Source organism: Aeromonas sp. CD, assembly GCF_033349375.1.
In the GTDB taxonomy this organism is placed as follows: Bacteria; Pseudomonadota; Gammaproteobacteria; order Enterobacterales; family Aeromonadaceae; genus Aeromonas; species Aeromonas hydrophila.
This window is the reverse complement of the sequence record NZ_CP137631.1, coordinates 4,166,899-4,192,266: the sequence shown is the minus strand read 5'-3', so window position 1 is coordinate 4,192,266 and position 25,368 is coordinate 4,166,899. Positions and strand designations below refer to the sequence as shown.

General features: G+C 60.1%; 20 protein-coding genes and 7 tRNA genes. 19 read left to right on the top strand and 8 right to left on the bottom strand.

All coding sequences use genetic code 11. The features are described 5' to 3' along the window. The first annotated feature begins 15 nt into the window (after positions 1-15). The 9 genes from alaS to R2E40_RS19410 all read left to right on the top strand — a co-directional run bounded on the left by alaS (position 16) and on the right by R2E40_RS19410 (position 5,062). Positions 16-2,640: an alanine--tRNA ligase gene (alaS, locus tag R2E40_RS19450; protein ID WP_043127213.1), complete on the top strand. Its 2,625-nt coding sequence runs from the start codon at positions 16-18 to the stop codon at positions 2,638-2,640. A 16-nt stretch (positions 2,641-2,656) separates the two neighbouring features. Continuing rightward, positions 2,657-3,904 (top strand): aspartate kinase, encoded by a 1,248-nt coding sequence (locus tag R2E40_RS19445; RefSeq protein WP_011707428.1) that lies wholly within the window; start codon positions 2,657-2,659, stop codon positions 3,902-3,904. Positions 3,905-3,997: 93 nt separating this feature from the next. Beyond that, positions 3,998-4,186: a carbon storage regulator CsrA gene (gene csrA / locus R2E40_RS19440; RefSeq protein ID WP_005305164.1), complete on the top strand. Its 189-nt coding sequence runs from the start codon at positions 3,998-4,000 to the stop codon at positions 4,184-4,186. A 214-nt stretch (positions 4,187-4,400) separates the two neighbouring features. After that, positions 4,401-4,493, top strand: a tRNA-Ser gene (locus R2E40_RS19435). 3 nt (positions 4,494-4,496) lie between these two features. Then, a tRNA-Arg gene (locus R2E40_RS19430) sits at positions 4,497-4,573 on the top strand. 99 nt (positions 4,574-4,672) lie between these two features. Beyond that, a tRNA-Arg gene (locus R2E40_RS19425) sits at positions 4,673-4,749 on the top strand. Positions 4,750-4,775: 26 nt separating this feature from the next. Further along, positions 4,776-4,852: transfer RNA gene (locus R2E40_RS19420), tRNA-Arg, on the top strand. Between the two features lie 28 nt (positions 4,853-4,880). Further along, a tRNA-Arg gene (locus R2E40_RS19415) sits at positions 4,881-4,957 on the top strand. Between the two features lie 28 nt (positions 4,958-4,985). Then, positions 4,986-5,062 (top strand) — tRNA-Arg (locus R2E40_RS19410). Positions 5,063-5,410: 348 nt separating this feature from the next. Here R2E40_RS19410 and pbpG read toward each other — a convergent pair. The 6 genes from pbpG to pepA form a co-directional block, all read right to left on the bottom strand. Beyond that, entirely contained in the window at positions 5,411-6,238 is an 828-nt protein-coding gene (gene pbpG / locus R2E40_RS19405) for a D-alanyl-D-alanine endopeptidase (RefSeq protein WP_011707427.1), read from the bottom strand. Between the two features lie 139 nt (positions 6,239-6,377). After that, entirely contained in the window at positions 6,378-7,043 is a 666-nt protein-coding gene (locus R2E40_RS19400) for a DedA family protein (RefSeq protein WP_016352045.1), read from the bottom strand. Positions 7,044-7,061: 18 nt separating this feature from the next. Next, positions 7,062-8,354 carry a hemolysin family protein gene (locus tag R2E40_RS19395; RefSeq protein WP_029302168.1) on the bottom strand — a complete coding sequence of 431 codons (1,293 nt, stop codon included), beginning with the start codon at positions 8,352-8,354 and terminating at the stop codon, positions 7,062-7,064. A 186-nt stretch (positions 8,355-8,540) separates the two neighbouring features. Continuing rightward, entirely contained in the window at positions 8,541-11,393 is a 2,853-nt protein-coding gene (locus tag R2E40_RS19390) for a valine--tRNA ligase (protein WP_318164168.1), read from the bottom strand. A 69-nt stretch (positions 11,394-11,462) separates the two neighbouring features. After that, positions 11,463-11,918, bottom strand: coding sequence for a DNA polymerase III subunit chi (locus R2E40_RS19385; protein ID WP_029304802.1), 456 nt, complete (start codon positions 11,916-11,918; stop codon positions 11,463-11,465). Positions 11,919-12,080: 162 nt separating this feature from the next. Further along, positions 12,081-13,589: a leucyl aminopeptidase gene (pepA, locus tag R2E40_RS19380; protein WP_011707422.1), complete on the bottom strand. Its 1,509-nt coding sequence runs from the start codon at positions 13,587-13,589 to the stop codon at positions 12,081-12,083. 172 nt (positions 13,590-13,761) lie between these two features. Between pepA and lptF the strand changes: the two genes are divergently transcribed. After that, complete coding sequence (lptF, locus tag R2E40_RS19375) at positions 13,762-14,874, top strand: LPS export ABC transporter permease LptF (protein WP_318164167.1); 1,113 nt, start codon at positions 13,762-13,764, stop codon at positions 14,872-14,874. 141 nt (positions 14,875-15,015) lie between these two features. After that, positions 15,016-16,086, top strand: a complete 1,071-nt coding sequence (gene lptG / locus R2E40_RS19370) for an LPS export ABC transporter permease LptG (RefSeq protein WP_318164166.1) — start codon at positions 15,016-15,018, stop codon at positions 16,084-16,086. Between the two features lie 166 nt (positions 16,087-16,252). On the opposite strand, the gene R2E40_RS19365 is transcribed toward lptG, so the two are convergent. Next, positions 16,253-16,774 (bottom strand): RDD family protein, encoded by a 522-nt coding sequence (locus tag R2E40_RS19365; RefSeq protein ID WP_016352039.1) that lies wholly within the window; start codon positions 16,772-16,774, stop codon positions 16,253-16,255. Positions 16,775-16,917: 143 nt separating this feature from the next. On the opposite strand from R2E40_RS19365, the gene R2E40_RS19360 reads away from it, so the two are divergent. The 4 genes from R2E40_RS19360 (at position 16,918) to R2E40_RS19345 (ending at position 20,968) form a co-directional block, all read left to right on the top strand. Then, positions 16,918-17,003, top strand: a tRNA-Leu gene (locus R2E40_RS19360). 453 nt (positions 17,004-17,456) lie between these two features. Continuing rightward, on the top strand, positions 17,457-18,893 hold the full coding sequence (amt, locus tag R2E40_RS19355) for an ammonium transporter (protein ID WP_016351995.1): 1,437 nt from the start codon (positions 17,457-17,459) through the stop codon (positions 18,891-18,893). Positions 18,894-19,229: 336 nt separating this feature from the next. Further along, a complete protein-coding gene (gene rlmD, locus R2E40_RS19350) occupies positions 19,230-20,582 on the top strand; it encodes a 23S rRNA (uracil(1939)-C(5))-methyltransferase RlmD (RefSeq protein ID WP_318164165.1) in 1,353 nt (450 codons plus the stop codon). Positions 20,583-20,785: 203 nt separating this feature from the next. After that, a complete protein-coding gene (locus R2E40_RS19345; protein ID WP_318164164.1) occupies positions 20,786-20,968 on the top strand; it encodes a DUF5363 family protein in 183 nt (60 codons plus the stop codon). Here the strand turns inward: R2E40_RS19345 and tppF are convergent. Further along, positions 20,937-21,554: a type IVa pilus pseudopilin TppF gene (tppF, locus tag R2E40_RS19340; protein ID WP_318164163.1), complete on the bottom strand. Its 618-nt coding sequence runs from the start codon at positions 21,552-21,554 to the stop codon at positions 20,937-20,939. The genes R2E40_RS19345 and tppF overlap by 32 nt on opposite strands. Before the next feature lie 40 nt (positions 21,555-21,594). Here tppF and R2E40_RS19335 point away from each other — a divergent pair, with 40 nt between their 5' ends. The 4 genes from R2E40_RS19335 to deoC all read left to right on the top strand — a co-directional run bounded on the left by R2E40_RS19335 (position 21,595) and on the right by deoC (position 25,330). Beyond that, entirely contained in the window at positions 21,595-22,383 is a 789-nt protein-coding gene (locus R2E40_RS19335; RefSeq protein ID WP_318164162.1) for a TatD family hydrolase, read from the top strand. Between the two features lie 213 nt (positions 22,384-22,596). Next, positions 22,597-23,871 (top strand): NupC/NupG family nucleoside CNT transporter, encoded by a 1,275-nt coding sequence (locus R2E40_RS19330; protein WP_011707414.1) that lies wholly within the window; start codon positions 22,597-22,599, stop codon positions 23,869-23,871. Positions 23,872-23,994: 123 nt separating this feature from the next. After that, positions 23,995-24,165 (top strand): XapX domain-containing protein, encoded by a 171-nt coding sequence (locus R2E40_RS19325; RefSeq protein ID WP_005305103.1) that lies wholly within the window; start codon positions 23,995-23,997, stop codon positions 24,163-24,165. 391 nt (positions 24,166-24,556) lie between these two features. Further along, positions 24,557-25,330 (top strand): deoxyribose-phosphate aldolase, encoded by a 774-nt coding sequence (deoC, locus tag R2E40_RS19320; RefSeq protein ID WP_011707413.1) that lies wholly within the window; start codon positions 24,557-24,559, stop codon positions 25,328-25,330. Positions 25,331-25,368 lie beyond the last annotated feature (38 nt).

The window sequence follows — 25,368 nt, the reverse complement described above, 5'->3', positions numbered from 1 at the left end:
CAAGCAGGATTTTCCATGTATATGTCCACGTCAGAGATTCGCGCCGCGTTTCTCGAGTATTTCCGTTCCCAGGGGCACCAGGTTGTCTCCTCCAGCTCGCTGGTACCGCATAACGACCCGACCCTGTTGTTTACCAACGCGGGTATGAACCAGTTCAAGGACGTGTTCCTTGGCGCAGACAAGCGTGCCTACAATCGCGCGACGACTTCCCAGCGTTGCGTGCGTGCCGGTGGTAAGCACAACGATCTGGAAAACGTCGGCTATACCGCTCGTCACCACACCTTCTTCGAAATGCTGGGCAACTTCAGCTTCGGCGACTACTTCAAACAGGATGCCATCAAGTTTGCATGGGGCTTCCTGACCGAGGTGCTGCAACTGCCGAAAGAGCGCCTGCTGGTGACCGTCTACGCGACTGACGATGAAGCTTTCGACATCTGGGAAAAAGAGGTCGGTGTGCCGGCCGATCGCATCGTGCGCATCGGTGACAACAAGGGCGCACCGTACGCTTCTGACAACTTCTGGGCGATGGGCGATACCGGTCCGTGCGGTCCCTGCACCGAGATCTTCTACGATCACGGCGATCATATCTGGGGTGGCCGTCCGGGCTCACCGGAAGAGGATGGCGACCGTTTCATCGAGATCTGGAACGTGGTGTTCATGCAGTTCAACCGTCAGGCTGACGGCACCATGGAGCCGCTGCCCCGTCCGTCCGTGGATACCGGCATGGGTCTGGAGCGTATCTCCGCCATCATGCAGGGTGTGCACTCCAACTACGAAATCGATATCTTCCAGGCGTTGATCAAGAAAGCGGCCGAGATCGTCGGCACCACCGATCTGAGCAACCAGTCCCTGCGCGTCATCGCGGACCACATTCGCTCCTGCGCCTTCCTGGTGGCAGATGGCGTGATGCCGTCCAACGAAGGTCGCGGCTACGTGCTGCGCCGCATCATCCGCCGCGCCGTGCGTCACGGTCGCAAGCTGGGTGCCACCGAAGTGTTTTTCTACAAACTGGCAGCCGAGCTGGCGGCACAGATGAAGGATGTCGCCGCCGAGCTGATCGCCCAGCTGCCGCTGGTCGAGCGCGTGCTGCGCATCGAAGAGGAGCAGTTCGTCCGTACTCTGGACAGAGGCCTGCTGTTGCTGGAAGACGTGCTGGCCAATCTCGGCGATGCCAAGGTCATTCCGGGCGAGGTGGTGTTCAAGCTGTATGACACTTACGGCTTCCCGGCCGACCTGACTGCCGACGTGGTGCGTGAGCGCGAAATCGGCATCGACGAAGAGGGCTTCAAGGCCGAGATGGAGAAGCAGCGTGCTCGTGCCAAAGAGGCTTCCAGCTTCGGCGTGAACTACAACGAGATGCTCAAGCTCGACTTCGAGACCCCCTTCACTGGCTACAAGACCCTGACCGAGCGCACCCGTGTGGTCGGCATCTACAAGGGCGTGGACGAGGTGAGCGGTCTTATCGCTGGTGACGAAGCGGTCATCGTGCTGGAGCAAACACCCTTCTACGCCGAGTCCGGCGGCCAGATCGGCGACAGCGGCACCCTGAAAGTGGATGACGGCATCTTTGCCGTGACCGATACCGTCAAAGCGGGCAAGGCGATCATCCACAAGGGCTACATGGAGCTGGGCACCCTGGAGAAAGGGGCCGAGGTCGAAGCCGTGGTCGATGGCGAGCGTCGCCAGGCCATCGCTCTGAACCACTCCGTGACCCACCTGCTGCACGCTGCCCTGCGTCAGGCGCTGGGTGAGCACGTGACCCAGAAAGGCTCTTTGGTGGGTGCCGAGCGCATGCGCTTTGACTTCTCCCACTTCGAGGGGATGACCATGGCGACCATTCGCCGGGTCGAGGAGCTGGTCAACAACCAGATCCGCGCCAACCACGAAATCACCACCCAGCTGATGGATCTGGAAGCCGCCAAGTCGGCCGGCGCCATGGCGCTGTTTGGCGAGAAATACGAAGACGACGTGCGCGTGGTGCGCATGGGCGACTACTCCACCGAGCTGTGCGGCGGTACTCACGCCAAGCGCACCGGAGACATCGGCTTCTTCAAGATCATCGCCGAGAGCGGCATCGCCGCTGGTGTGCGCCGTATCGAAGCGGTGACCGGCAAGGCCGCCATCGACTTCATGCATCAGGTCGGTGAGCAGATCGAAGAGGCTGCTGCACTGGTGAAAGGCGACCAGTTCTGCATCGCCGACAAGGTACGTCAGGTACTGGATAAGGCCAAGATGATGGAGCGCGAGCTGGAGCAGCTCAAGGCCAAGCTGGCCGCTCAGGCCGGTAACGACCTGCTGGGTCAGGTCATCGAGATCAAGGGGCAGAAGGTGCTGGTTGCAGCGCTGGAAGGGGCCGATCCGAAATCCCTGCGCGGCATGCTGGACGAACTGAAGAACCAGATGAAGTCCGGTGTCGTGCTGCTGGCCACCAGCGGCGAGGGCAAGGTCAACCTGATCGCGGGCGTCACCAACGACCTGACCGGCAAGGTCAAGGCCGGTGAGCTGGTCAATCTGGTCGCCCAGCAGGTGGGCGGCAAGGGCGGCGGTCGTCCCGACATGGCTCAGGCGGGTGGTACCCAGCCCGAGGCGGTGCCGGCAGCCCTGCAATCCGTACACTCCTGGCTGGAAGAGCGCCTGTAATCGGGCGAGGTGATCTGTGGCACTCTATGTACAGAAGTACGGCGGCACCTCGGTCGGCACGCTGGAGCGGATCGAGGCGGTAGCTGAGCGGGTCGAGCAGACCCGCGCCCAGGGACATGACGTGGTGGTGGTTGTCTCCGCCATGTCGGGCGAAACCAACCGGTTGCTGGGCATGGCCCAGCAGCTGGATCCTGATGCCAACCGGCGCGAGATGGATGTGCTGGTCTCCACTGGTGAACAGGTCACCATAGCGCTGCTGGCGATCGCGTTGAACAAACGCGGTTGTCCTGCGGTCTCAATGACCGGCGATCAGGTTCGCATTCATACCGATTCCGCCTATGGCAAGGCGCGCATCACCCACATCGACACCGAGCAGGTTCAGGCCGAACTGGGCGCGGGCAAGGTGGTGGTGATCGCCGGCTTCCAGGGCCGTGACGAGCACAATGCCATCACGACGCTGGGCCGCGGTGGCTCTGACACCACGGCGGTTGCCGTGGCGGCGGCCATCAAGGCCGATGAATGCCAGATCTTTACCGATGTGGATGGGGTCTATACCACGGATCCGCGCATCGAGCCCAAGGCGCGCCGTCTCGATACCATCACCTTCGAGGAGATGCTGGAGATGGCCAGTCTCGGCGCCAAGGTGCTGCAGATCCGTTCGGTGGAGTTCGCGGGCAAGTACCGCGTACCGCTGCGGGTGCTGTCGAGCTTTGTCGATGGAGAGGGAACCTTAATCACATATGGAGGTGAGAGGATGGAAGCTCCCCTGGTATCCGGGATAGCGTTCAATCGCAACGAGGCGAGCCTGACCATTCTGGGTGTGCCGGACAGGCCCACCGTGGCCGCGCAGATCCTGAATCCGATCAGCGACGCCAACATTGATGTCGACATGATAGTGCAGAACACGCTGGGCGATGGGACCGCCGACTTCACCTTCACGGTGAATCGCGATGACTATCGCCGGGCGCGCGCCCTGCTGGAGGAGACCGCCAGCGAGCTGGGGGCCGCCTGCGTGCAGGGCAACGGTGAGATCGCCAAGGTTTCCATCGTCGGAGTCGGGATGTGGAACCATCCTGGCGTCGCCCGCACCATGTTCAAGGTATTGGGCGAGGAGGGGATCAACATGCAGTTGATTTCCACCTCTGAAATCAAGATATCCGTGGTGATTGACGAGAAGTACCTGGAGCTGGCAGTGCGTGCCTTGCACTCCGCTTTTGGGCTGGATCAGGAGCCTCATGAGCAGCCCTTGGGAAACAATCCCTGATTGATTTAGTTTCAACCATTTACCATATCGGTATCTTTGTAAGATAATGTCGCATATCGATATAAATACAAAACAGGATACAGGAGCAAGCGAATGCTTATTTTGACTCGTCGTGTAGGGGAAACCCTGATGATTGGTGACGAAGTGACTGTCACCGTACTGGGCGTAAAAGGCAATCAGGTTCGTATCGGTGTGAACGCACCGAAAGAGGTCTCCGTACACCGCGAAGAGATCTACCAGCGCATCCAGGCCGAGAAAGTTCCGGGCCAATCCGGCTTCTAAGCGGCGTTAATGGCTGTGACAAGGCGACACCTCATGTGTCGCCTTTTGTTTTTCTGGGGTGCTGAAAATCGTGCTGCAGGGAGCAAAAGAGCGGGATAAGTGTCGATATTGCTTGAATATTCCACGCTTTGACCAAATGCTGAGCGAACGCGCTTTTTTCTCCAAAAAAGTGTTTGACTAAAAATCCCTGTGAAGTATTATCAGCCCCGCAAACGGAGAGGTGGCCGAGAGGCTGAAGGCGCTCCCCTGCTAAGGGAGTATGCGGCTTATACCCGCATCGGGGGTTCGAATCCCCCCTTCTCCGCCATTTGCGCCCGTAGCTCAGCTGGATAGAGTACCTGGCTACGAACCAGGTGGTCAGAGGTTCGAATCCTCTCGGGCGCACCATATTAGACTCACGATGAGTCATGTACTGGCAGTCAGCAAGCCGGTACACCTGAAAAAGGCTTACTGTTGAGTAAGCTTTTTTTATCGCTTTAAATCAGGGCGCCCGTAGCTCAGCTGGATAGAGTACCTGGCTACGAACCAGGTGGTCAGAGGTTCGAATCCTCTCGGGCGCACCATTTAAAGCAAAATCAAAAGTTTATGAGCGCCCGTAGCTCAGCTGGATAGAGTACCTGGCTACGAACCAGGTGGTCAGAGGTTCGAATCCTCTCGGGCGCACCATTTTGAAAGCAGTACCAAAAGTTTGTGAGCGCCCGTAGCTCAGCTGGATAGAGTACCTGGCTACGAACCAGGTGGTCAGAGGTTCGAATCCTCTCGGGCGCACCATATTGAAAGCAGTACCAAAAGTTGATGAGCGCCCGTAGCTCAGCTGGATAGAGTACCTGGCTACGAACCAGGTGGTCAGAGGTTCGAATCCTCTCGGGCGCACCATATAGAAGACAGCCTCGACCTCGGTCGGGGCTGTTTTTTTATATGACCATGCCACCGGAAGGGCTGACACGGCTCAGCTCTTGGTCCCCTCCCGTTTGGCTCGGCAGCCGTCATCCGTCTTGCCCTCAGGCCAGCAACCGCGTGACGAAGGCTCCTCTGCCTGCATGACGCGCTCCCTTGCCATCTTCTCCCCCTCACGCTCACGGTATCGCGTCGTATGGCTGTCTCCTTGACTGAGGCAACCCTTTATCCTCCTTTGTGATTACGGTTCCCAGATGGGCGCAGGGGCGATTTGCGGGCAATAAAAAAGGATGCCGCAGCATCCTTTTTCATCCCCGTGGTACGGGATCAGCTTTTCAGCCACTTGCGAATGCGGTTGGCATCGCCGACCGGGGTGCGTTTGCCCACCGAGTTGAGCAGCACGATGGCCAGCTCGCGGTTGTCCGGCTTGGCGCGCATCAGCAGGCAGCGGCCCGCCTCGTCGGTAAAGCCGGTCTTGGAGAGGCGCACATCCCAGTCCGGGTTCTTCACCAGCGGGTTGGTGTTGTTGAACATCAGGCTGTAGGCGGGGGTGCGAAAGCGCATGTCCTTGCTGGTGTCCTGGGTGAACTCGCGGATCAACGGCTGGCGATAGGCGGCGGCGATGAGCTTGGCCAGATCCTGGGCGGTGGAGACGTTGCGCGTCGACAGACCGGTGGAGTCATAGAAGCGGCTGTTGCGCATGCCCAGCTGCTTGGCCTTGTTGTTCATGGCCCGCACGAAGGCAGGGCGCCCACCGGGATAGTGACGGGCCAGCGCCGAGGCCATCCGGTTCTCCGACGACATCAGTGCCAGGTGAAGGGCATCGCGGCGTGATACCTGGGTGCCCATGCGCACCCGCGAATAGGTGTGCTTGATGGCGTCTCTGTCGTTCTGATCGATGGTCAGGGTCTGGCCGAGATCCTGGCGGGCATCCAGCACCACCAGTGCCGTCATCAGCTTGGTGATCGAGGCGATGGGGCGCACCCGGGTGGCATTCTTCTGGTACAGGGTCTTGCCCGTACCGACATCCATCACCAGCGCGCTGCTTGATTGCAGCTGCAGTTTGGCCGGGTTGGGGGCAGCCAATGCTGCTGGCAATCCCAGCAGTCCAACCAATGCATAAACCAGCGCCATAGCGCTAACCCGACACCGCATACTACCGACTCCATTCACGTCGAAAAAAAAGGCGCTAGATTCACTCATTTTTACCCTCGCTTGACAAGAGCGCCAGCGGGTAAATCGCCATTATTTAGCTAAAAAAAGGGCCATCTTGCGATGGCCCTGTGTATTTGTCTCAATCCCGTGGTGCACTGGCTTTGCGTTTGCTCAGCCAGCGCCAGATCAGCGCGATGAGACCGCCGACCAGCAGTACGATCGGCAGGCAGAGAATGATGCTGAGGAACTGGGACTGATACTCGGACGCCAGCTTGGTGTGGCTCAGGAAGTAGCCAAAGCCGACCAGCGGGCAGATCCACATGATGGAGCTGACCAGATTGACGATGAGAAAGCGCCCCTGCGGCAGTTCGGTCGCGCCGACGATATAGGGGTAGGCGGTGCGCACGAAGGCGATGTAGCGCGCGGTGATCAGGGTCACGATGCCGTATTTGTCCAGCAGGTAGTACACCTTCTGCTGGTGCTTCTCTTCCACATGGGATAGCAGCCGGTGGTAGAGCTGGGTGTGGCCCAGGAAACGCCCCTGCATGTAGCCGAGCCAGGTGCCGACGAAGGTGGCCAGGATCAGCAGCGGGATCACCCCAAGGGAGAGCACGTCCTGATAGATGAGCACGCCGGTCAGGATCAACAGGCTGTCGCCGGGCAGAAAGGCGGTGGGGATGAAGCCATTCTCCAGCACCAGAAACGTCAATAACACGCCGCAGACCATGAAGGCCATCTTGGGATCGGATAGCGTCACCAGATCCTGATGCATAAAGGCGTGAGCCAGTTGGTAAAACTGCTCCATAGTTGCAAACTCCGCAGGTTAGCTGGGTTGATCAAGCAAGGGCATGGCCAGCACCTTGTCGATGCGCAGACCATCCATGTCAACAATTTCCAGTTGCCACTGTTCCAGCGTGACCAGATCTCCGGTCTGGGGAACGCGGCCAAGGAGCAGCATGATAAGCCCTCCTAGGGTGTGATAGTGATGTTTTTCTTCTTCCGGTAGCCGAACCAGTCCCAGACAGTCCTTCAGCTCAGGCAGCGGAATGAGGCCGTCGAGCAGCCAGCTGCCGTCGGTACGCTGGAATGCCCAGTTGTCGTCGCCGTCCTCCTGCTGGAAGTCGCCGGCCAGGGTCTCCAGCAGATCCTGCTGGGTGACCAGCCCCTGCAGCTCGCCATATTCGTCCACCACCAGCACCATGTGCTCGGAGTGGGTACGGAAGTGGTTGAGCAGCTCGAGGCCGTTGAGGGTCTCCGGCAGCAGGCTGCCATCCTGGGTCAGCGCCGCCAGATCGATGGGCTCTCCCTTGATGTAGGCGTGCAGCACCTTGCTGACGTTGATGATGCCCACCAGTTCCGACAGGCTACCGTCACAGACTGGGAAGAAGCTGTGGCGATACTCCACCAGTCGCTGCAGGTTCACCTCCAGCGGCAGGGCGAGGTCGAGATAGCGGATGTCGCTGCGTGGCACCATCAGTGACGAGAGGCTGCGCTCGTCGAGGCGGAACACATTGCGCAGCATGGTGTGTTCATGATCCTCGATGATCCCGGCCTCGGAGCCTTCCACCAGCATGGCGTGGATCTCCTCCTGGGTCACGTTGGCGCCACCGTCCTGGCTGACGCGCAGGATGCGCAGGCTGGCCTTGGTGGAAGCCGATAGCAGCCAGACGAAGGGGCGGGTGAGGGCCGCCAGCCACATCATGGGGCGGGCTACCAAGCAGGCGATGCGCTCGGCGCTGAGCTGGCCAAGCCGCTTGGGCACCAGCTCGCCGATGACGATGGAGAGATAGGTGACCACGACTATGACCAGCACGGTGGCGAGCAGGCTGCTGCTCTTGGGGGCCATGCCCCACTCCTGCAGCCAGAGCGCCAGCGGCTGGGCCAGCAGGGATTCGCCGTAGATACCGTTGAGCAGACCGATACTGGTGATGCCGATCTGCACCGCGGAGAGAAAATGGGTCGGATCTTCACTCAGTTTGAGGGCGATGGCGGCAGAGCGGCTTCCTTCGCTGACCATCTTGCTGAGGCGGGCCTTGCGCGCGGTGACGATGGCGATTTCCGACATGGCGAAGACGCCATTAAGCAAAATCAATCCAAACAGGATCAATATTTCCATACAGCAACAGCACTCCGAGTAGAAAAGATCGCTGGCAGTGTAATGAATTTGGGGGCGATGCGCTTGTGAAAGCGGGTGATTTGGCTCGCTAATTTTGCATGAAGAAGCGCAAAAAGCGCGGGGTGGCGGCGGGCGGGCAATAAAAAGCCCCCTGCAGGAGGGGGCTTCTACCAAGTCAAATCCGGCTTACAGCGCGGCGATCTCGGCCTGCTGGGCTTCCAGCTTGGTCAGCTGGAGACGGTAATCTTCCAGCTTCTCGCGCTCCTTGATGATGACCGCTTCCGGCGCCTTGGCGACGAAGGCTTCGTTGCCGAGCTTGCCTTCGATGCGGCCGCACTCACCCACCAGACGGGCAACCTCTTTGGCCAGACGGGCCAGCTCGGCATCCTTGTCGATGAGACCGGCCATCGGGATCATCAGCTCGGTGGCGCCGATCAGCTTCTTCACTGACAACGGGGCGGTTTCACCGTCCGCCAGCACGCGGATGGACTCCAGACGGGCCAGCGACTTGAGGAAGGCCTCGTTGTCGGCGGCGCGCTGGGCATCTTTGGCATCGCACTGGAGCAGCACGTTGAGGGGCACGCTCGGCGCCACGTTCATCTCGGCGCGGATGTTGCGGATGCTGACGATGAACTCCTTCACCCACTCCTGATCCGCCATCGCGGCTTCGTCTACCTTGGCGGCGTCGAACTCCGGGAAGGCCTGAATCATGATGGTGTCGGCGTGCACGCCGGCCAGCGGGGCGACCGATTTCCAGATGGTCTCGGTGATGAACGGGATGATCGGGTGGGCCAGGCGCAGCAGGGTTTCGAGGACGCTGACGAGGGTGTGGCGGGCAGCGCGCTGCTCGGCCTCGGAACCCTTGGTCAGTACCGGCTTGGTCAGCTCCAGATACCAGTCACAGAACTGGTTCCAGATAAATTCGTACAGCACGCCCGCCGCGATGTCGAAGCGGTAGGTATCGAGGGCGGTACGGAAGTCACGGATGGCCACTTGCAGCTGGGACTGGATCCAGCGATCCGCCAGGCTGAACTGCATCTCGCCACCGTTGAAGCCACAATCCTGATCTTCGGTGTTCATCAGCACGTAGCGGGAGGCGTTCCACAGCTTGTTGCAGAAGTTGTTGTAGCCATCCAGGCGCTTCATGTCCCAGTTGATGTCACGCCCGGTAGAGGCCAGCGCCGCCAGGGTGAAGCGCAGGGCGTCGGTACCGTGGGCTTCGATCCCTTCCGGGAACTGCTTGGCGGTACGCTTGCCGATCTTCTCGGCCATCTGCGGCTGCATCATGTTGCCGGTACGCTTATCCAGCAGATCTTCCAGCGAGATGCCGTCGATCATGTCGAGCGGGTCCAGCACGTTGCCCTTGGACTTGGACATCTTCTGGCCTTCTTCGTCACGGATGAGGCCGGTGATGTAGACGGTCTTGAACGGGACTTGCGGCTGGCCGTTTTCGTCCTTGATGAAGTGCATGGTCATCATGATCATCCGGGCAATCCAGAAGAAGATGATGTCGAAACCGCTCATCAATACGTCGGTCGGGTGGAAGGTCTTGAGCGCCTCGGTGTTGTTCGGCCAGCCCAGGGTGGAGAAGGTCCACAGGGCGGAGCTGAACCAGGTGTCGAGCACGTCTTCGTCCTGACGCAGCACGGTCACGGACGGGATGCTGTGCTTGGCACGCACTTCGTCTTCGTTGCGGCCTACGTAGACGTTGCCGGCATCGTCATACCAGGCCGGGATGCGGTGACCCCACCACAGCTGACGGGAGACGCACCAGTCCTGAATGTCGCGCATCCAGGAGAAGTACATGTTTTCGTACTGTTTCGGCACGAACTGGATGCGGCCATCTTCCACCGCCTCGATGGCGGTCTTGGCCATCGGCGCCACGCGCACGTACCACTGGTCGGTCAGCATCGGCTCGATGGGCACGCCACCGCGATCGCCGTAAGGCTGCTGCAGCACGTGATCCTTGATCTCGGCCAAGAGGCCCAGCTCGTCCAGCTTGGCGACGATGGCCTTACGGGCCGCGAAACGCTCCATCCCGGCAAACTCGATCGGCAGGGCGGCGTCATAGGCGGTGCTGGGGTTGCCGTTGCTGTCGACCACTTCGGCCTCGGCACGCACGTGGGCGTCCAGGGTGAAGATGTTGATCATCGGCAGGTTGTGGCGCTTGCCCACTTCGTTGTCGTTGAAATCGTGGGCCGGGGTGATCTTCACGCAGCCGGTGCCCTTCTCCATGTCGGCGTGTTCGTCGGCGACGATGGGGATCAGGCGGTTCACCAGCGGCAGCAGGATGTGCTGACCGATCAGCGCCTTGTAGCGCGGGTCTTCCGGGTTTACCGCGACGGCGGTATCACCCAGCATGGTTTCCGGACGGGTGGTGGCGACGATCAGGTGATCCTGGCCTTCGGCAGTCTTGGCGCCGTTGGCCAGCGGGTAGCGCAGGTGCCACATGTGGCCCTTGATCTCGCGGTTTTCCACTTCCAGATCGGAGATGGCGGTGTTGAGCTTGGGATCCCAGTTCACCAGACGCTTGCCACGGTACATCAGGCCATCTTCGTAGAGACGGACGAACACTTCCTGCACGGCGGCGGAGAGGCCTTCATCCATGGTGAAGCGCTCGCGCTCCCAATCCACGGAGTCACCCAGACGGCGCATCTGGCGGGTGATGGTACCGCCGGATTCTTCCTTCCACTGCCAGATCTTGTCGATGAAGGCTTCCCGGCCGTAATCGTGGCGGGTCTTGCCCTCTTCTGCGGCGATCTTGCGCTCAACCACCATCTGGGTGGCGATACCGGCGTGGTCGGTACCCGCCTGCCACAGGGTGTTCTTGCCCTGCATGCGGTTGTAGCGGATCAGGGTATCCATCAGGGTTTGCTGGAAGGCGTGACCCATGTGCAGGCTGCCGGTGACGTTCGGCGGCGGGATCATGATGCAGAAGGAATCTTTGCTGGTGTCGCCGTGGGGCTTGAAGTAACCCTGGGCTTCCCAGTGCTGATAGAGCGCCTGTTCGATGGCGTTGTGATTAAAAGTCTTTTCCATGGTCTCGCCGTATTCTGGATGGATGGATGGATTCTGGTGTTGATTCGTCGTGGATCGAGGGTGGCACAGTCAGGGCTGCGCCGGATCCGGTGCGGCAAGGACGGGCTGATCCCTCATCTCGAGGGCGTGGCCTGCCTGGCGATAGTGCTTGTAGCGCTCGCGGGCTTGCTGCTTTTGCGTTTCGTCAGTGGGGACAAAATCTACCACTTGAGCGAAGTGTCCTGCAAACAAAGGTGTCTGTTTGGCCAGATTGATGAGGCGGGCATAGCGTCGCCGTGGCGGCTGATGGCCGATCTCCACCGGTGCCTGACCGCTCTCGCCCTGCAGCTGGTGCGGCACGAAGCGCTCCGGCGGCAGCTGCCACAGCAGCTCGTCGAGGCGCAGGGCCTGCGCTTCGTCGTCGCACAGCAGGTAGATATGGCCCGCCCCCCAGCTATCGGCTACGAGTTGGCAGGCGAGGCGTTCGACGGCCGAAGCCTGCGCGTCATCTTGCTCGCTCATCAGGTAAAAGGTCACTTGGCTCATCAGGTTGATCCCGTTTGCGGTGACGGACTATTGACCGCCGGTAAGGACGGGCAGGGGATATTCCTGCCCACCCTCAATGAAACAAGGAAGAGGCGGGCCTCTTCCTTGTGATTCAGGGTAACGCCATCCCGTTTGATGCACGCATCGAACGGGATAAAAGGGTTACTCCTTCTCTTCGATGACCACCCCTGACCGGTTCAGCAGGAACTGGGTCAGCAGGGGCACCGGACGCCCGGTGGAGCCTTTCTCCTTGCCACTCTTCCAGGCGGTCCCGGCGATATCCAGGTGGGCCCAGTTGTACTTCTTGGTGAAGCGTGACAGGAAGGCTGCGGCGGTGATGGTACCGGCCGGGCGGCCACCGATGTTGGCCATGTCGGCAAACGGACTCTCCAGCTGTTCCTGATACTCGTCGAACAGCGGCAGACGCCAGGCGCGGTCACCGGCCTGCTCGGAAGCATTGAGCAGCTCGTGGGCCAGCGGGTTGTGGTTGGCCAAGAGGCCCGTGGTGTGGTGACCCAGGGCGATGATGCAGGCACCGGTCAGGGTGGCCACGTCGATCACGGTTTCCGGATCAAAACGATCCACGTAGGTCAGCGCATCGCACAGCACCAGGCGGCCTTCCGCATCGGTGTTGAGCACTTCGATGGTCTGGCCGGACATGGAGGTGAGGATGTCGCCCGGGCGATAGGCGTTGCCACCCGGCATGTTCTCGCAGCCCGCCAGCACGCCGATGACGTTGATGGGCAGCTGCAGCTGGGCCAGGGCGTGCATGGTACCGAGCACGGAGGCGGCGCCACCCATGTCGTACTTCATCTCGTCCATGCCCTCGGCCGGCTTGATGGAGATGCCGCCAGAGTCGAAGGTCAGTCCCTTGCCGACCAGCACGATGGGCTTGGCATCCGGATGACCCTTGTACTCGATGATGGCCATCATGGCTTCGTTGTCGGAGCCGCGGGCCACCGCCAGATAGGAGTTCATGCCGAGCTCGGCCATCTCCTGCTCTCCGATCACCTTGGTGGTGATGTTGTCGAAGGCATCGGCCAGACGACGGGCTTGGGAGGCGAGATAGGCCGGATTGCAGACATTGGGCGGCATGTTGGCCACGTCGCGACAGACGCGCACCCCTTTCGCCACGGCCAGGCCGTGGGCGATGGCTTTTTCACCAATGGTCAGTTCCCGACGCGTCGGCACGTTGAATACCAGCTTGCGCAGCGGACGGCGCGGCTCGGCCTTGTTGGTCTTGAACTGGTCGAAACTGTAGAGGCCCGCCTTGGTGGTTTCCACCGCCTGGCGCACCTTCCAATAGGTATCCCGTCCCTTGACGTGCAGCTCGGTCAGGAAGCAGACCGCTTCCATGGAGCCGGTTTCGTTGAGGGTGGTGATGGTCTTGTTGATGATCTGCTTGTACTGGCGTTCGTCGAGTTCCCGCTCCTTGCCACAACCGACCAGCAGCACGCGCTCACTGAGCACGCCCGGTACTTGATGCAGCAACAGCATCTGGCCTGGTTTCCCTTCCAGGTCGCCACGGCGCAGCAGCGAACTGATGTAGCCATCGCTGATCTTGTCCAGTTGTTCGGCAACCGGAGAGAGGCGACGCGGCTCGAATACGCCGACCACGACGCAGGCACTGCGTTGCTTCTCAGGACTGCCACTCTTTACACTGAACTCCATGGAATCTCCTACATCCTAAAGACAAAAGGCACCTTTTATTGAATAATGCGGTGCTTGTTGGGGTATCAGAGGCGGAGCGAACAGGCACTGGCTCCGCAGTTCAAACTGGTAAAAATCCAATATACGGCCCTATTTTTCAGGCATTCGACTAAAAACACAAGTTTACTTGGGAATGACTGTGATCGTTTTCCGATATTTGTTCAGGGAAACCCTGAAAACCCAGCTGGCGGTATTATTCGTGCTGCTGCTCATCTTCGTCAGCCAGCAATTCATCCAGATCATCGGCGATGCCGCCGATGGTGAGGTGCCGACGCGCCTGGTCTCCACCCTGCTGCTGCTCAACCTGCCCAACATGGCCCTGTTGATGCTGCCCATCAGCCTGTTTTTGGCCATCTTGTTCGCTCACGGGCGCCTCTACGCCGAAAGCGAGATGACGGTGATGCATGCGGTGGGCTTCAGCCACCGTTTCGTGATGCGCAGCGCCATGGTGCTGGCCTTGCTGACGGCGGCCGTCGCCGCCTTCAACACCGGCTGGGTAGCCCCGCAGGCCAAGGAGCGCGAGTACCAGGTGATCGACGAGTTCAAGGCCGATCCGGGGATCTCCTTCCTGCAGGCCGGCCGCTTCATGGAGCTCGACAAGGGGCGCCTGGTGGCTTACATCCAGGACCTCAACGACAAGGGCTCCAGACTGCAGAAAATCTTCGTGTTGCAGCGCTCCCAGGATGGCAAGCCGCCGTCGGTGGTGGTGGCGACCGAAGGGGTGGTCACGGTCGACAGCAACGGTCTGCAGTGGCTGACCCTGAAGGATGGCTCCCGCTACGAGGGGCACTTCAATACCCGCCAGTTCCAGATCTCCGAATTCGACGAGTACAGCCTGGTGATCCGCCAGCAGGAGATGGAGCGATCCAACCGCAAGGCGGCGGCCAAGCCGACCATGGAGCTGCTGGGTACGCAGGACAACCAGCTGATGGCCGAATTGCAGTGGCGCCTGTCACTGCCGCTCTCCATTCTGGTGCTGACCTTCCTGGTGGTGCCGCTGGCGCGGGTCAACCCCCGTCAGGGCCGCTATGCCAAGCTGTTGCCGGCCATCCTGCTCTACCTCTCCTACTTCCTGCTGCTCAGTGCCGCCCGCTCTGCCATCGACAGCGGCCGGCTGCCGCACTGGCCCGGCATGTTCCTGGTGCCGCTGGTCTATCTGCTGCTGATCGGGTTGCCGCTCAACCTGCAGGGCACCAGCTGGTGGAACGGGGTCAAGACCCTCTATTTCAAGAGAAAATCGGCATGATGTTGCCATCTGGGAGTCTCTACTGATGTTTGGCATTCTCGATAGACATGGCGACCGGGTCATTTTGATGTCGCCCCCGCTCCATGCGTCTGTATTTGAGGAAAAAATCAGCATGATGCTGCAACAGGGGGGTCTCTGCTGATGTTTGGCATTCTCGATAGATATATCGGCCGGGTTATTTTCATGTCGGTCCTGCTGTGCGAACTGACCCTGGTCGGGTTGGCGGCGCTCATCAAGTACGTGGAGCAGCTGAAGTCGGTAGGAGAAGGCAACTACGACATGCTCAGCGCCCTCTACTATGTACTGCTCTCCATGCCGAAAGAGGCGGTGCTCTTCTTCCCGCTGGCGGCCCTGCTGGGCGGCCTCATCGGTCTGGGCCAGCTGGCGACCAGCTCCGAGCTGGTGGTGATGCAGGCGGCGGGCCGCTCCAAGATCAGCATCGTGATGGCGGCGCTCAAGACCGCCATCCCGCTGATGATCCTGGTGGGGTTGATGGGGGAGTACGTGGCCCCCATCGCCAAGCGGATGGCGGATGACATCAAGGCAGGCGCCCTCTCTGAGGGGCGGCTGACCGTGTCGGCTTACGGGGTGTGGGCCCGCGATGGCAACAACTTCGTCAATATCAACGGGGTGCGCAACGATGGCGCGTTGACCGGCATCACCCTTTACCGATTCACCCCGGAGCGCAAGCTGATCGATATCCTGCAGGCGCAGGAGGGGGTGTTCGAGCAGCATCACTGGCTGCTCAAGCAGGTACGAGTGACCCGCTTCGATGACCCCAAGCAGATCATGAGCGAGGCTCAGCTCCAGATGGAGTGGAGCTCAGAGCTCACGCCCAAACAGCTGGGGGTGGTGAGCATCGATCCTGAAAACCTGCCGGTGGAGGGACTGCTGGATTACATCGGCTATCTGGATGCCAACAAGCAGGATGCCGGGCGCTACAAGCTGGAGATGTGGCGCAAGCTGCTGTCACCGCTCTCGGTGGTGGCCATGATCCTGCTGGCCTCCTCCTTCATCTTCGGCCCGCTGCGCTCGGTCAGCATGGGGGCACGGATGCTGATGGGGATCATGACCGGCTTCGCCGTCTACGTCAGCGATCGGGTATTCGGCCCCATCAGCCTGGTGTATGCGGTACCGCCGATCCTGGCAGCCATCGCGCCGAGCCTGCTGTTTGGCGGTATCTCCTTCTATATCCTGAGTCGCAAGCAGTAGCTGCCTGAAGGGCGGTGAGGGCGGTGGCGCTGCTGACAAAAGGCGGCCATCGCTCCTGCTGCACTGCTGTTCGGCGGCATCTCCTTATCCTGAGTCGCAATCAGTAAGTGCATCGGCCAGCAAAAAGGGCACCCTAGGGGTGCCCTTTTTCGTTGCTGCCACAGGATCAGCGATTGAGCTGTTCCAGGTTCTCCTGTTTGCCAAGCACCACCACTTCGCATTCGGACCAGATGTCCTGAAACGCGCGGGGTGACTTGTGGTTGAACAGGCAGAGCAGGTTGCCGAGGCCGAAGGCCGCCGTGGCCAGCCGGATCAGGGCCTGGGTGATGCGTATGTTGCTGCCGTCGGCATTCTGGATGCGCAGACGCCAGGCCCGCATGCCGATGGTCTGGCCGGCGCGGGTCCAGAACCAGGTGTAGAAACCGCAGATGATGAAGGCGAGCCAGGCGCTGTAGATGGGGCTGGTCAGCAGCCAGGCGGCGTCCTTGCCTTCGGGCACGGTCGCCATGCCGGTTGCCAGCAGCAAGTGTGCCACCCCCATCCCGATAAAGCCGGCGATGATCAGCAATGAGATGACCACCAGATAGTCATAGAGCAGGGCGCCGAGCCGGCGCAGCAGGCCGGCAGAAGGGTAGCGCGCAGTCGCGGGAGGGGTCGGTGTCGGTTGGACGGATTTACGCTTGGCCATCGTTTTTATTCCATTAATATGATGCGGGCATTCTATGTAACTGACCCAGCATCGGCAAGGCGTTGAATAAATGAGCAAACAACTGTGAGAGCAAGAAAAACACCTTGCATGCCCAAGCGCCATTCGTATAATCCCTCGCAGTTGCCCGGGTGGCGAAATCGGTAGACGCAGCGGATTCAAAATCCGCCGGTGAATAACCGTGTCGGTTCGAGTCCGACCCCGGGCACCATCAAATTCCAAGACAAAAGGCCATCAGCAATGATGGCCTTTTGTTTTTCCGCTTTTCCCCTTTCTCATCGCTCTTCCGTTTTCTGGCTGATATCGACAAGCCGGCTGCTCGTCTATGTCCCGCATGGGGTCCTTCTGCGCTATTTCGGTGCGGCAGTATGTGTGTGCACAGCGGAAGTGCGCACTTGCTCAAGTTAGCGCGTCTCGTGCGCCAATCTGGTGCATTACTTCGCTGAGGTAAGCATAACTCAATGATTTAAAACTATTTATTAAGTTGGCCTGCTTTGTGCTTTGAAGCACTTATGTCGCCATGATGCCGCTCATCCGAGGAATGATGGGCGGGGCGGTCACCAGTGTGTAGCGAATGTGGATGTGCGTGAATCGTCGGTTTCGATGTTCATATCAGGAAATGGACCCGGCCGGGAGCCGGGACGACAGGGAAGGAGATGGCTGTATGCTCAAGAGACTCGTGATGACTGGCCTGTTGGCGCTTGCCGCCTTGCTGGCCGCCCCCAGTTGGGCTGAAGAGGTAGTGGCCGCCTCGGCCGAGGTCGTGCAGGCTGCGGCCCCGGCAGTAGTGACCATCAACAAGGGGGACAATACCTGGATGCTGCTGTCGGCAGCCCTGGTGATCCTGATGTCCATTCCGGGCCTGGCCCTGTTTTATGGCGGCCTGGTGCGCAGCAAGAACATGCTGAGCGTGCTGATGCAGGTGTTCACCCTGTTCTCGCTCATCTGCGTGCTGTGGATCCTCTACGGCTATTCACTGGCCTTTACCGAGGGCAACAGCGTTTATGGCTCCTTCAGCAAGGCGCTGCTCAAGGGAGTCACCCCTGATTCCATCGCTGCCACCTTCAGCAAGGGGGTCGGGATCAGCGAGTTCATCTATGTGGTGTTCCAGGGCGCCTTCGCCGCCATCACCTGCGGTCTGATCGTGGGGGCCTTCGCCGAGCGCATCAAGTTTGCCGCCGTGCTGCTGTTCTCGGTGATCTGGTTCACCTTCGCCTATATCCCGCTGGCCCACATGGTGTGGTACTGGGCTGGTCCGGATGCCTATACCACGGCCGATGCCGCGGCAGCGGCCACCGCGACCGCCGGTTATCTGTTCCAGCACGGTGCGCTGGATTTTGCGGGCGGCACAGTGGTGCACATCAACGCGGCGGTGGCCGGTCTGGTCGGTGCCTACCTGGTGGGCAAACGCCTGGGCTATGGCCGTGACCCCATGACCCCGCACAGCCTCACCATGACCATGATCGGGGCCTCCCTGCTCTGGTTCGGCTGGTTCGGTTTCAACGCCGGCTCCGCGCTGGAAGCCAACGGCACGGCGGCATTGGCCTTCATCAATACCTGGGTGGCTCCGGCGGCGGCGGCCCTCTCCTGGACCCTGGCCGAGTGGGTGATGAAGGGTCGCCCCTCCCTGCTGGGCGCTGCTTCCGGCGCCGTCTCCGGGCTGGTGGTGATCACTCCGGCGGCTGGCTTCGTCGGAGTGGGCGGCGGTCTGGTGATGGGCCTCATCAGCGGTGTTGCCGGGCTGTGGGGTGTCCACGGTCTCAAGCGGCTGCTGGGCGCCGATGACAGTCTGGACGTGTTCGGCGTGCACGGGGTGTGCGGCATCCTGGGGGCGCTGCTGACCGGCGTCTTCGCCAGCCCGGATCTGGGCGGTACCGGGGTGTGGGACTATGTCACCAACCAGGTGGCGGAGGGCTACTCCATCCTGGCGCAGGTCAAAATTCAGGCCATCGGGGTCGGCGTGACCATCCTTTGGTCCGGCATCATCTCGGTGGTGGCTTACAAGCTGGTGGATCTGCTGATCGGCCTGCGAGTGAAAGAAGACGCGGAGCGGGAGGGGCTGGATGTCACCACCCACGGCGAGAAGGCCTATAGCCTGTAATCCGCCATCTGTTAGTCAGCTATATTGCCGCCGGTCATGCCGGCGGCTTTTTTATGTCGGGCTGTCAGGGTTGGGGGGCCGGTTTGGTGGTTGGGCCGTTGGGGTGATAGCCAGTCCGTGGTCACCATGCTCTCTTATTAAGGACAACCCCTGGATCGCGCCGGGGGACTCCGGCTTTTTCGGCAGATAACGCCAGGCGGGGCAATGTCCTCGGTCTTGTTGCTGTTTTATGCCTGCAATTTGGCCGGATCTCCGCTAAACTCTGCCACCTTTTCTTGATGGGGCTGGCCGGGCCGGTTCCATCACCCCTCTTTATATGTACTTTTGGAGCCGCTCATGCCGTTAGTGGGACATCAACACCAGATCGAGATCCTGGAACTGACCGACAAAGGAGATGGCAAAGGACGCCTGTTCGACCGCCCCCTGTTTGTCGAAGGTTTGCTGCCCGGTGAGCAGGCGCTGGTGGAGCTGACCGAGGTCAAGCCCAACTATCTGCACGGCAAGGTGACCGAGCTGCTCCAGCCCTCCGCCGATCGGGTCGCCGACTTCTGCCCCAACACCGAATGTGGTGGCTGCCAGGTGCGCCCGCTGGCGTATTCGGCCCAGCTCAAGCTCAAACAGGCGCTGGTGGAGAGTGCGCTGGAACAGGCCGGGCTGGGTGATACCATCGTCAGGACGATCCTCGGCATGGACAGCCCGTTTGCCTATCGCAACAAGGCCCAATATGCGGTGCGCGGTTGCGACGCCGGCGCCGAGATCGGCTTTTATCGCAAACACTCCCATGACCTCATCACCGCCGATGATTGCGCGGTGCAGGACTCCCTGCACGTCGAGCTGAACGCCCGGGTACGCAGCTGGATGCGCGAGCACAACATCGCCGCCTATGACGAAGTGAACCACACCGGCTGTGTGCGCAACCTGATGACCCGCAAGGGCTTCAAGAGCGGCGAGCTGATGGTGGTGCTGGTGACCCTGGGCGAGGAGCTGCCGTTTGAAGCCGAGCTGCTGGCGGCCCTGAGTGATCTGCCGGTTACCACCCTGGTGCAGAACATCAACGAGGAACGCACCAACCGCATCCTGGGTGCCACCAACCGGGTGCTGCTGGGCGAAGGGGTGATCCGCGACAAGATCCACGAGCTCGAGTTCGAGATCTCGCCGCTCTCCTTCTTCCAGAACAACCCGAGCCAGACCGATGTGCTCTACTCCAGCGCCCTCGAGTATGCGGAACTGACCGGCAACGAAACGGTGTTCGACATCTATTGCGGTATCGGCACCATCTCCCTGTTCCTGGCCGGCAAGGCTGCCAAGGTGGTGGGGATCGAGTCGGTGGAGAGCGCCATCAGCGATGCCCGTCGCAACGCTGCCCTCAACGGCATCGAGCACACCGAATTCCACGTCGGCAAGGCCGAACAGCTGATGCCCGAGCTGCACGCTCAGGGCGTGACCGCTGACGTGGTGGTGATGGATCCGCCGCGCAAGGGTTGTGACAAGGCCGTGTTGCAGACCCTGGTCGCCATGGCGCCGCGCCGGCTGGTCTATGTCTCCTGCAACCCGCAGACCCTGGCCCGCGATCTCGCCTGGCTGGTCAAGCAGGGCTTCGTGCTGGACGAGGTGCAGCCGGTCGACATGTTCCCGCACTCCATGCACGTGGAAGCGGTTGCCCGCCTGAGCCTGTCGGCCAAGGCCTGATCGCCGGGTCATGCACGTAGAGACCGCTCGACTGAGCCTGCCCACCCAGGCGTGAATTGAATTAGCCAGATGGCTCTGATAAAAACGACTCCAAATGGAGTCGTTTTTTTATACCTGTCATTCCGGTATCGAGTCGTGACATTAGCGGATTCGGAGCAGATAGATAGAAACGGCAAGGGTGTGACAGAGACGAGGAACAGACCATGAAAGGCATCTTGTTACGCTGGCTGGCTCGCTACGATGGCTGGTGCGAGGAGTGGGGACTCACACCGGAGAACCGGCGCTGCTGCGTGCCGGTGCGCCGCGAGCAGGATGACGCGCCGCAGACGGAGCAGCAGCAGGAGTCGGAATCGCTCACTGGAAATTGCGGGTCACGGCACCAGTGACGCTGTTGTAGTCGAAGGAGAGGCCAGCGGGATAGGCCGGGAAGCGACCGATGGAGTCGCGCAGGGTATAGCGGCAGTTGCTGTGCGGCTCCCCATCCGCATCTACCTGGTTGGCAGGCAGTTCGCTGGACAGGTAGTCGGCTTTGAGCTGGATCTCGGGATCCTGATCGACCGAGGCGACGGTATAGCTGCTGTCCAGCAGCCCCTGAAACAGCAGGCGACAGTCTGACTGGTTGCTCACCGAGATGTAGTCACCCTGACCTGCGACATAGGGCTCATCTATCCCCTTGCGGCCCTGATCTTCGTCGGTGCCGGCGGGCCAGCCATAGCGGTTGATGTCGAGATTGCGTTGCCCCATGCTGCCGAGATTGTAGAGCGCCTGATCCTGCGCCTTGACCGCCCAGCCGGCATGGGCCAGCTGCACCGCGCTGGCGAAGCTGGTGGCGGTGGTGGCGACCGTACTCTTGAGGGCGTCATCCTTGAGATTGATGAAACGGGGCAGGGCGGTGACGGCCAGGATCCCCAGCACTATGATGACCAGCACCAGTTCTATCAGGGTAAAGCCGTGGCTTGTGCGTTTCATCATGATATGGACCCATTAATTACGACAAACAGGTGAGAGCGACATGCAACTGATCGACACCCATTGCCATCTCGATTTTCCGGTCTTCGATCCCGATCGGGCGGCGCTGCTGGCCGAGTGCCGCCAGCTGGGGGTGAGCGAGTATATCATCCCCGCCGTGGGAGAGGAAAACTGGGGCCGGGTGATGGAGCTGGCGGCAGAGCACGACGGTATTTCCTATGCCCTGGGTGTGCACCCCTGGTATGTGGGGGGGCAGACTCCGGCGGTATTGACCTGGTTGCGGCGACTGCTGGCCGAGCGTCCACGCGGGCTGGTGGCGGTGGGCGAGTGCGGGCTGGATCTGCGCTCTCATGTGCCGCAGGAGGGGCAACTCGAGATGTTCGAGGCCCAGATCGCGCTGGCCATGGAGCATGAGCTGCCCTTGATCGTCCATTCGGTGCGCGCCAACGACACGGTTGCCAAGATCCTCAGGCGCCTGCGTCCGGCCAGCGGGGGCGTCATCCACGCCTTCAGCGGTTCTCTGCAGCAGGCAGAGACGTTCTGGCAACTGGGATTTCGGCTCGGTATCGGCGGGGTCATCAGCTTCGAGCGGGCCAACAAGACCCGGGAGGCGGTGCGCGACATGCCGCTGGAATCCTTGCTGCTGGAAACCGACGCTCCCGACATGCCGCTGCAGGGTCAGCAGGGGGCGCCCAACACCCCCGCCAACCTGCCAAAAATTGCGCAACTGCTGGCCGATTTGCGGCAACAACCGCTGGCCCATGTTGCTTCGGTGTTACGTGAATCCACTTTGCAGGCTTTCCAACTGGGCAAGTCACAAATTAACAGCTGATTAACTATTGATAGCGGCATGATAAAAAACGGGGTGAGTAAAAATCGTTTGCGGTCTAATTTGACGACCCCTAGCGCATTTCATGCTTATAAAATGTGACCAGCATTCTACTTTGTCGCACCGTAATTAGTATAATGCGCACCCTTGATTGATGGCTTTGAGATACAAGTTGTTAACAAGCTGAAAGGTGCTACTAAAGAGGAAGTGTTAATAATGAATTTGATAATGGGTCTGGTAGGGATGGCAACGCTCGTCCTTATCGCGGTGCTGTTCTCCAGTAATCGCAAAGCAATAAAAATTCGCACCGTTGTCGGTGCCTTTGCAATTCAAGCTGGACTGGGTGCATTCGTGCTGTACGTCCCGGTTGGCCGAGATATTCTGGTGGGTGTATCCGATGCCGTTTCCAGCGTCATCGGTTATGGTCAAAACGGTATCGAATTCCTGTTCGGTGGTCTGGTCAGCAACAAGATGTTCGAAGTATTCGGTGGCGGCGGCTTTATCTTCGCCTTCCGCGTATTGCCGGTCATCATCTTCTTCTCCTCGCTGATCGCCGTTCTTTATTATCTGGGCATCATGCAGTGGGTCATCAAACTGCTGGGTGGTGGCCTGCAAAAAGTACTGGGCACTTCCCGTACCGAATCCCTCTCTGCCACTGCCAACATCTTCGTGGGTCAGACTGAAGCCCCGCTGGTGGTGCGTCCCTTCATCTCCAAGATGACTGACTCCGAGCTGTTTGCCGTCATGTGTGGTGGTCTGGCCTCCGTTGCCGGTTCCGTACTGGCTGGCTACGCCTCCATGGGCGTCAAGATGGAATACCTGATCGCCGCCTCCTTCATGGCCGCTCCGGGTGGTCTGCTGTTCGCCAAGCTGCTGGTACCGGAAACCGAGACCCCGAGCTACGACGAGAACAATGCCGATGGCGAGCTGGAAGACAAGCCTGCCAACGTGATCGATGCCGCTGCCGCCGGTGCTTCTGCCGGTCTGCAACTGGCCCTGAACGTTGGCGCCATGCTGCTGGCCTTCATCGGTCTGATCGCCATGATCAACGGCATCTTCTCCGGTGTAGGTGGCTGGTTCGGTTATCCGCAGCTCTCCCTGGAACTGCTGCTGGGCTGGATCTTCTCCCCGCTGGCCTTCCTGATCGGGGTGCCGTGGAGCGAAGCCATCGTGGCCGGTTCCTTCATCGGTCAGAAACTGGTGGTCAACGAGTTCGTGGCCTACCTGAACTTCGCCCCGTATCTGAAAGATGAAGTGCTGATCAATGGCGTGGCCATGTCCGACCACACCAAGGCCATCATCTCCTTCGCCCTGTGCGGTTTCGCCAACCTGTCCTCCGTCGCCATCCTGCTGGGTGGTCTGGGCTCCATGGCACCGAACCGTCGCGGCACCATTGCCAAATTTGGTCTGAAAGCCGTACTGGCTGGCTCTCTGTCCAACCTGATGTCTGCGACCATCGCAGGCTTCTTCCTGGCGCTGTCCGGCATGTAATATCGCCTGACTGTCAGGGTAAAGACGAACGCCACAGCGAGAAGCTGTGGCGTTCGCGTTTGGGGCGGTGACAACCGTTTTCCTTTCTAAACTAATAATAAAATGAGTCAAATCGGAGGTTATATGAATGAAGTGCTACTGGCGATGGCGGCCGGCTTTATCGTTGGCTTGTTGTTTTCTTTCCTCAAATTGCCGATCCCGGCTCCGCCCGTATTGTCCGGGGTAATGGGGATCGTTGGAGTCTACCTGGGGGGCTTGGCATACTCCTGGATACTCACTCGCTTCTTCTCTTAACGCACTTTTCAGTACCGGATTTGCCAGATGTGAGGTACCTCTGAAAATGGCAAATCCGGCTTGCAAACAAGGGGTATCTCGGCTGAAATAGGCATTGCCAGCAGGGTGCTGGCATTGACTAATGCCCGATGAAATCGGGTGTTGGCGGTCAAATGGAATTGATTGGGAAGTCGGGTCAGACCTTGTCTGCCTTTCTCAAGTCTTCATGGAACCAAGTCCGCACTTTTGTAAGAAAGTGACAGGGCTCTTGCCTTATTTGCAGCCTTATTGCCCGTGCAATTGCGCTGCAATTCCATTCCCGTTTCTTTGGGAGTCGTGTCTTGCCGGTTGCGTTGCGACAGGCGGACCCATGCCCTGGAATCCGGACTAAATCGAGACTTTGGAGAACAGAATGACTGATCTGAAACTGGCCGCCCAGCGCGCCCTGAACCTGATGGACCTGACCACTCTGAACGATGACGACACCGATCAGAAGGTGATCGACCTGTGCCGCAAGGCCAAGTCACCGGCCGGCCTGACCGCCGCCGTCTGCATCTATCCCCGTTTCATCCCCATCGCTCGCAAGACCCTGCGTGAAATCGGCGCCGCCGACGTGCGCATTGCGACCGTGACCAACTTCCCGCACGGCAACGACGACATCGAGATCGCCGTGGCCGAAACCCGCGCCGCCGTGGCCTACGGTGCTGATGAAGTGGACGTGGTGTTCCCGTACCGCGCCTTCATGGCCGGCAATGAACAGGTCGGCTTCGATCTGGTCAAAGCTTGTAAGGAAGCCTGTGGTAGCCAAGCCCTGCTGAAAGTGATCATCGAAACCGGTGAACTGAAAGAAGAGGCGCTGATCCGCCGCGCTTCTGAAATCTCCATCGACGCCGGTGCCGACTTCATCAAGACCTCCACCGGCAAGGTACCGGTCAATGCGACCCCGGAAGCGGCGCGCATCATGATGGAAGTGATCAAGGCCAAGAACCCGAAAGTCGGCTTCAAGCCGGCCGGTGGCGTGAAAGACGCCGCCGTGGCGGGTCAGTACCTGGCCATGGCCGAAGAGATCCTGGGCAAGGACTGGGTATCCGCCCGCACCTTCCGCTTTGGTGCATCCAGCCTGCTGGCCAGCCTGCTGGCCACACTGGGGCATGGCGACAAGCCGGCCAACACCAGCGGTTACTAATAGGTTGATGAGAGGGCGGACCTGGTCCGCCCTGTTTC

What these genes read in the sequence shown, in the direction of transcription:
- alaS (WP_043127213.1), top strand. Translation starts at nt 16, where the DNA reads ATGTATATGTCCACGTCAGAGATTCGCGCCGCGTTTCTCGAGTATTTC.
- csrA (WP_005305164.1), top strand. Translation starts at nt 3,998, where the DNA reads ATGCTTATTTTGACTCGTCGTGTAGGGGAAACCCTGATGATTGGTGAC.
- pbpG (WP_011707427.1), bottom strand. Translation starts at nt 6,238, where the DNA reads ATGCGGTGTCGGGTTAGCGCTATGGCGCTGGTTTATGCATTGGTTGGA.
- R2E40_RS19400 (WP_016352045.1), bottom strand. Translation starts at nt 7,043, where the DNA reads ATGGAGCAGTTTTACCAACTGGCTCACGCCTTTATGCATCAGGATCTG.
- R2E40_RS19395 (WP_029302168.1), bottom strand. Translation starts at nt 8,354, where the DNA reads ATGGAAATATTGATCCTGTTTGGATTGATTTTGCTTAATGGCGTCTTC.
- R2E40_RS19390 (WP_318164168.1), bottom strand. Translation starts at nt 11,393, where the DNA reads ATGGAAAAGACTTTTAATCACAACGCCATCGAACAGGCGCTCTATCAG.
- R2E40_RS19385 (WP_029304802.1), bottom strand. Translation starts at nt 11,918, where the DNA reads ATGAGCCAAGTGACCTTTTACCTGATGAGCGAGCAAGATGACGCGCAG.
- pepA (WP_011707422.1), bottom strand. Translation starts at nt 13,589, where the DNA reads ATGGAGTTCAGTGTAAAGAGTGGCAGTCCTGAGAAGCAACGCAGTGCC.
- lptF (WP_318164167.1), top strand. Translation starts at nt 13,762, where the DNA reads ATGACTGTGATCGTTTTCCGATATTTGTTCAGGGAAACCCTGAAAACC.
- lptG (WP_318164166.1), top strand. Translation starts at nt 15,016, where the DNA reads ATGTTTGGCATTCTCGATAGATATATCGGCCGGGTTATTTTCATGTCG.
- R2E40_RS19365 (WP_016352039.1), bottom strand. Translation starts at nt 16,774, where the DNA reads ATGGCCAAGCGTAAATCCGTCCAACCGACACCGACCCCTCCCGCGACT.
- amt (WP_016351995.1), top strand. Translation starts at nt 17,457, where the DNA reads ATGCTCAAGAGACTCGTGATGACTGGCCTGTTGGCGCTTGCCGCCTTG.
- rlmD (WP_318164165.1), top strand. Translation starts at nt 19,230, where the DNA reads ATGCCGTTAGTGGGACATCAACACCAGATCGAGATCCTGGAACTGACC.
- R2E40_RS19345 (WP_318164164.1), top strand. Translation starts at nt 20,786, where the DNA reads ATGAAAGGCATCTTGTTACGCTGGCTGGCTCGCTACGATGGCTGGTGC.
- tppF (WP_318164163.1), bottom strand. Translation starts at nt 21,554, where the DNA reads ATGATGAAACGCACAAGCCACGGCTTTACCCTGATAGAACTGGTGCTG.
- R2E40_RS19335 (WP_318164162.1), top strand. Translation starts at nt 21,595, where the DNA reads ATGCAACTGATCGACACCCATTGCCATCTCGATTTTCCGGTCTTCGAT.
- R2E40_RS19330 (WP_011707414.1), top strand. Translation starts at nt 22,597, where the DNA reads ATGAATTTGATAATGGGTCTGGTAGGGATGGCAACGCTCGTCCTTATC.
- R2E40_RS19325 (WP_005305103.1), top strand. Translation starts at nt 23,995, where the DNA reads ATGAATGAAGTGCTACTGGCGATGGCGGCCGGCTTTATCGTTGGCTTG.
- deoC (WP_011707413.1), top strand. Translation starts at nt 24,557, where the DNA reads ATGACTGATCTGAAACTGGCCGCCCAGCGCGCCCTGAACCTGATGGAC.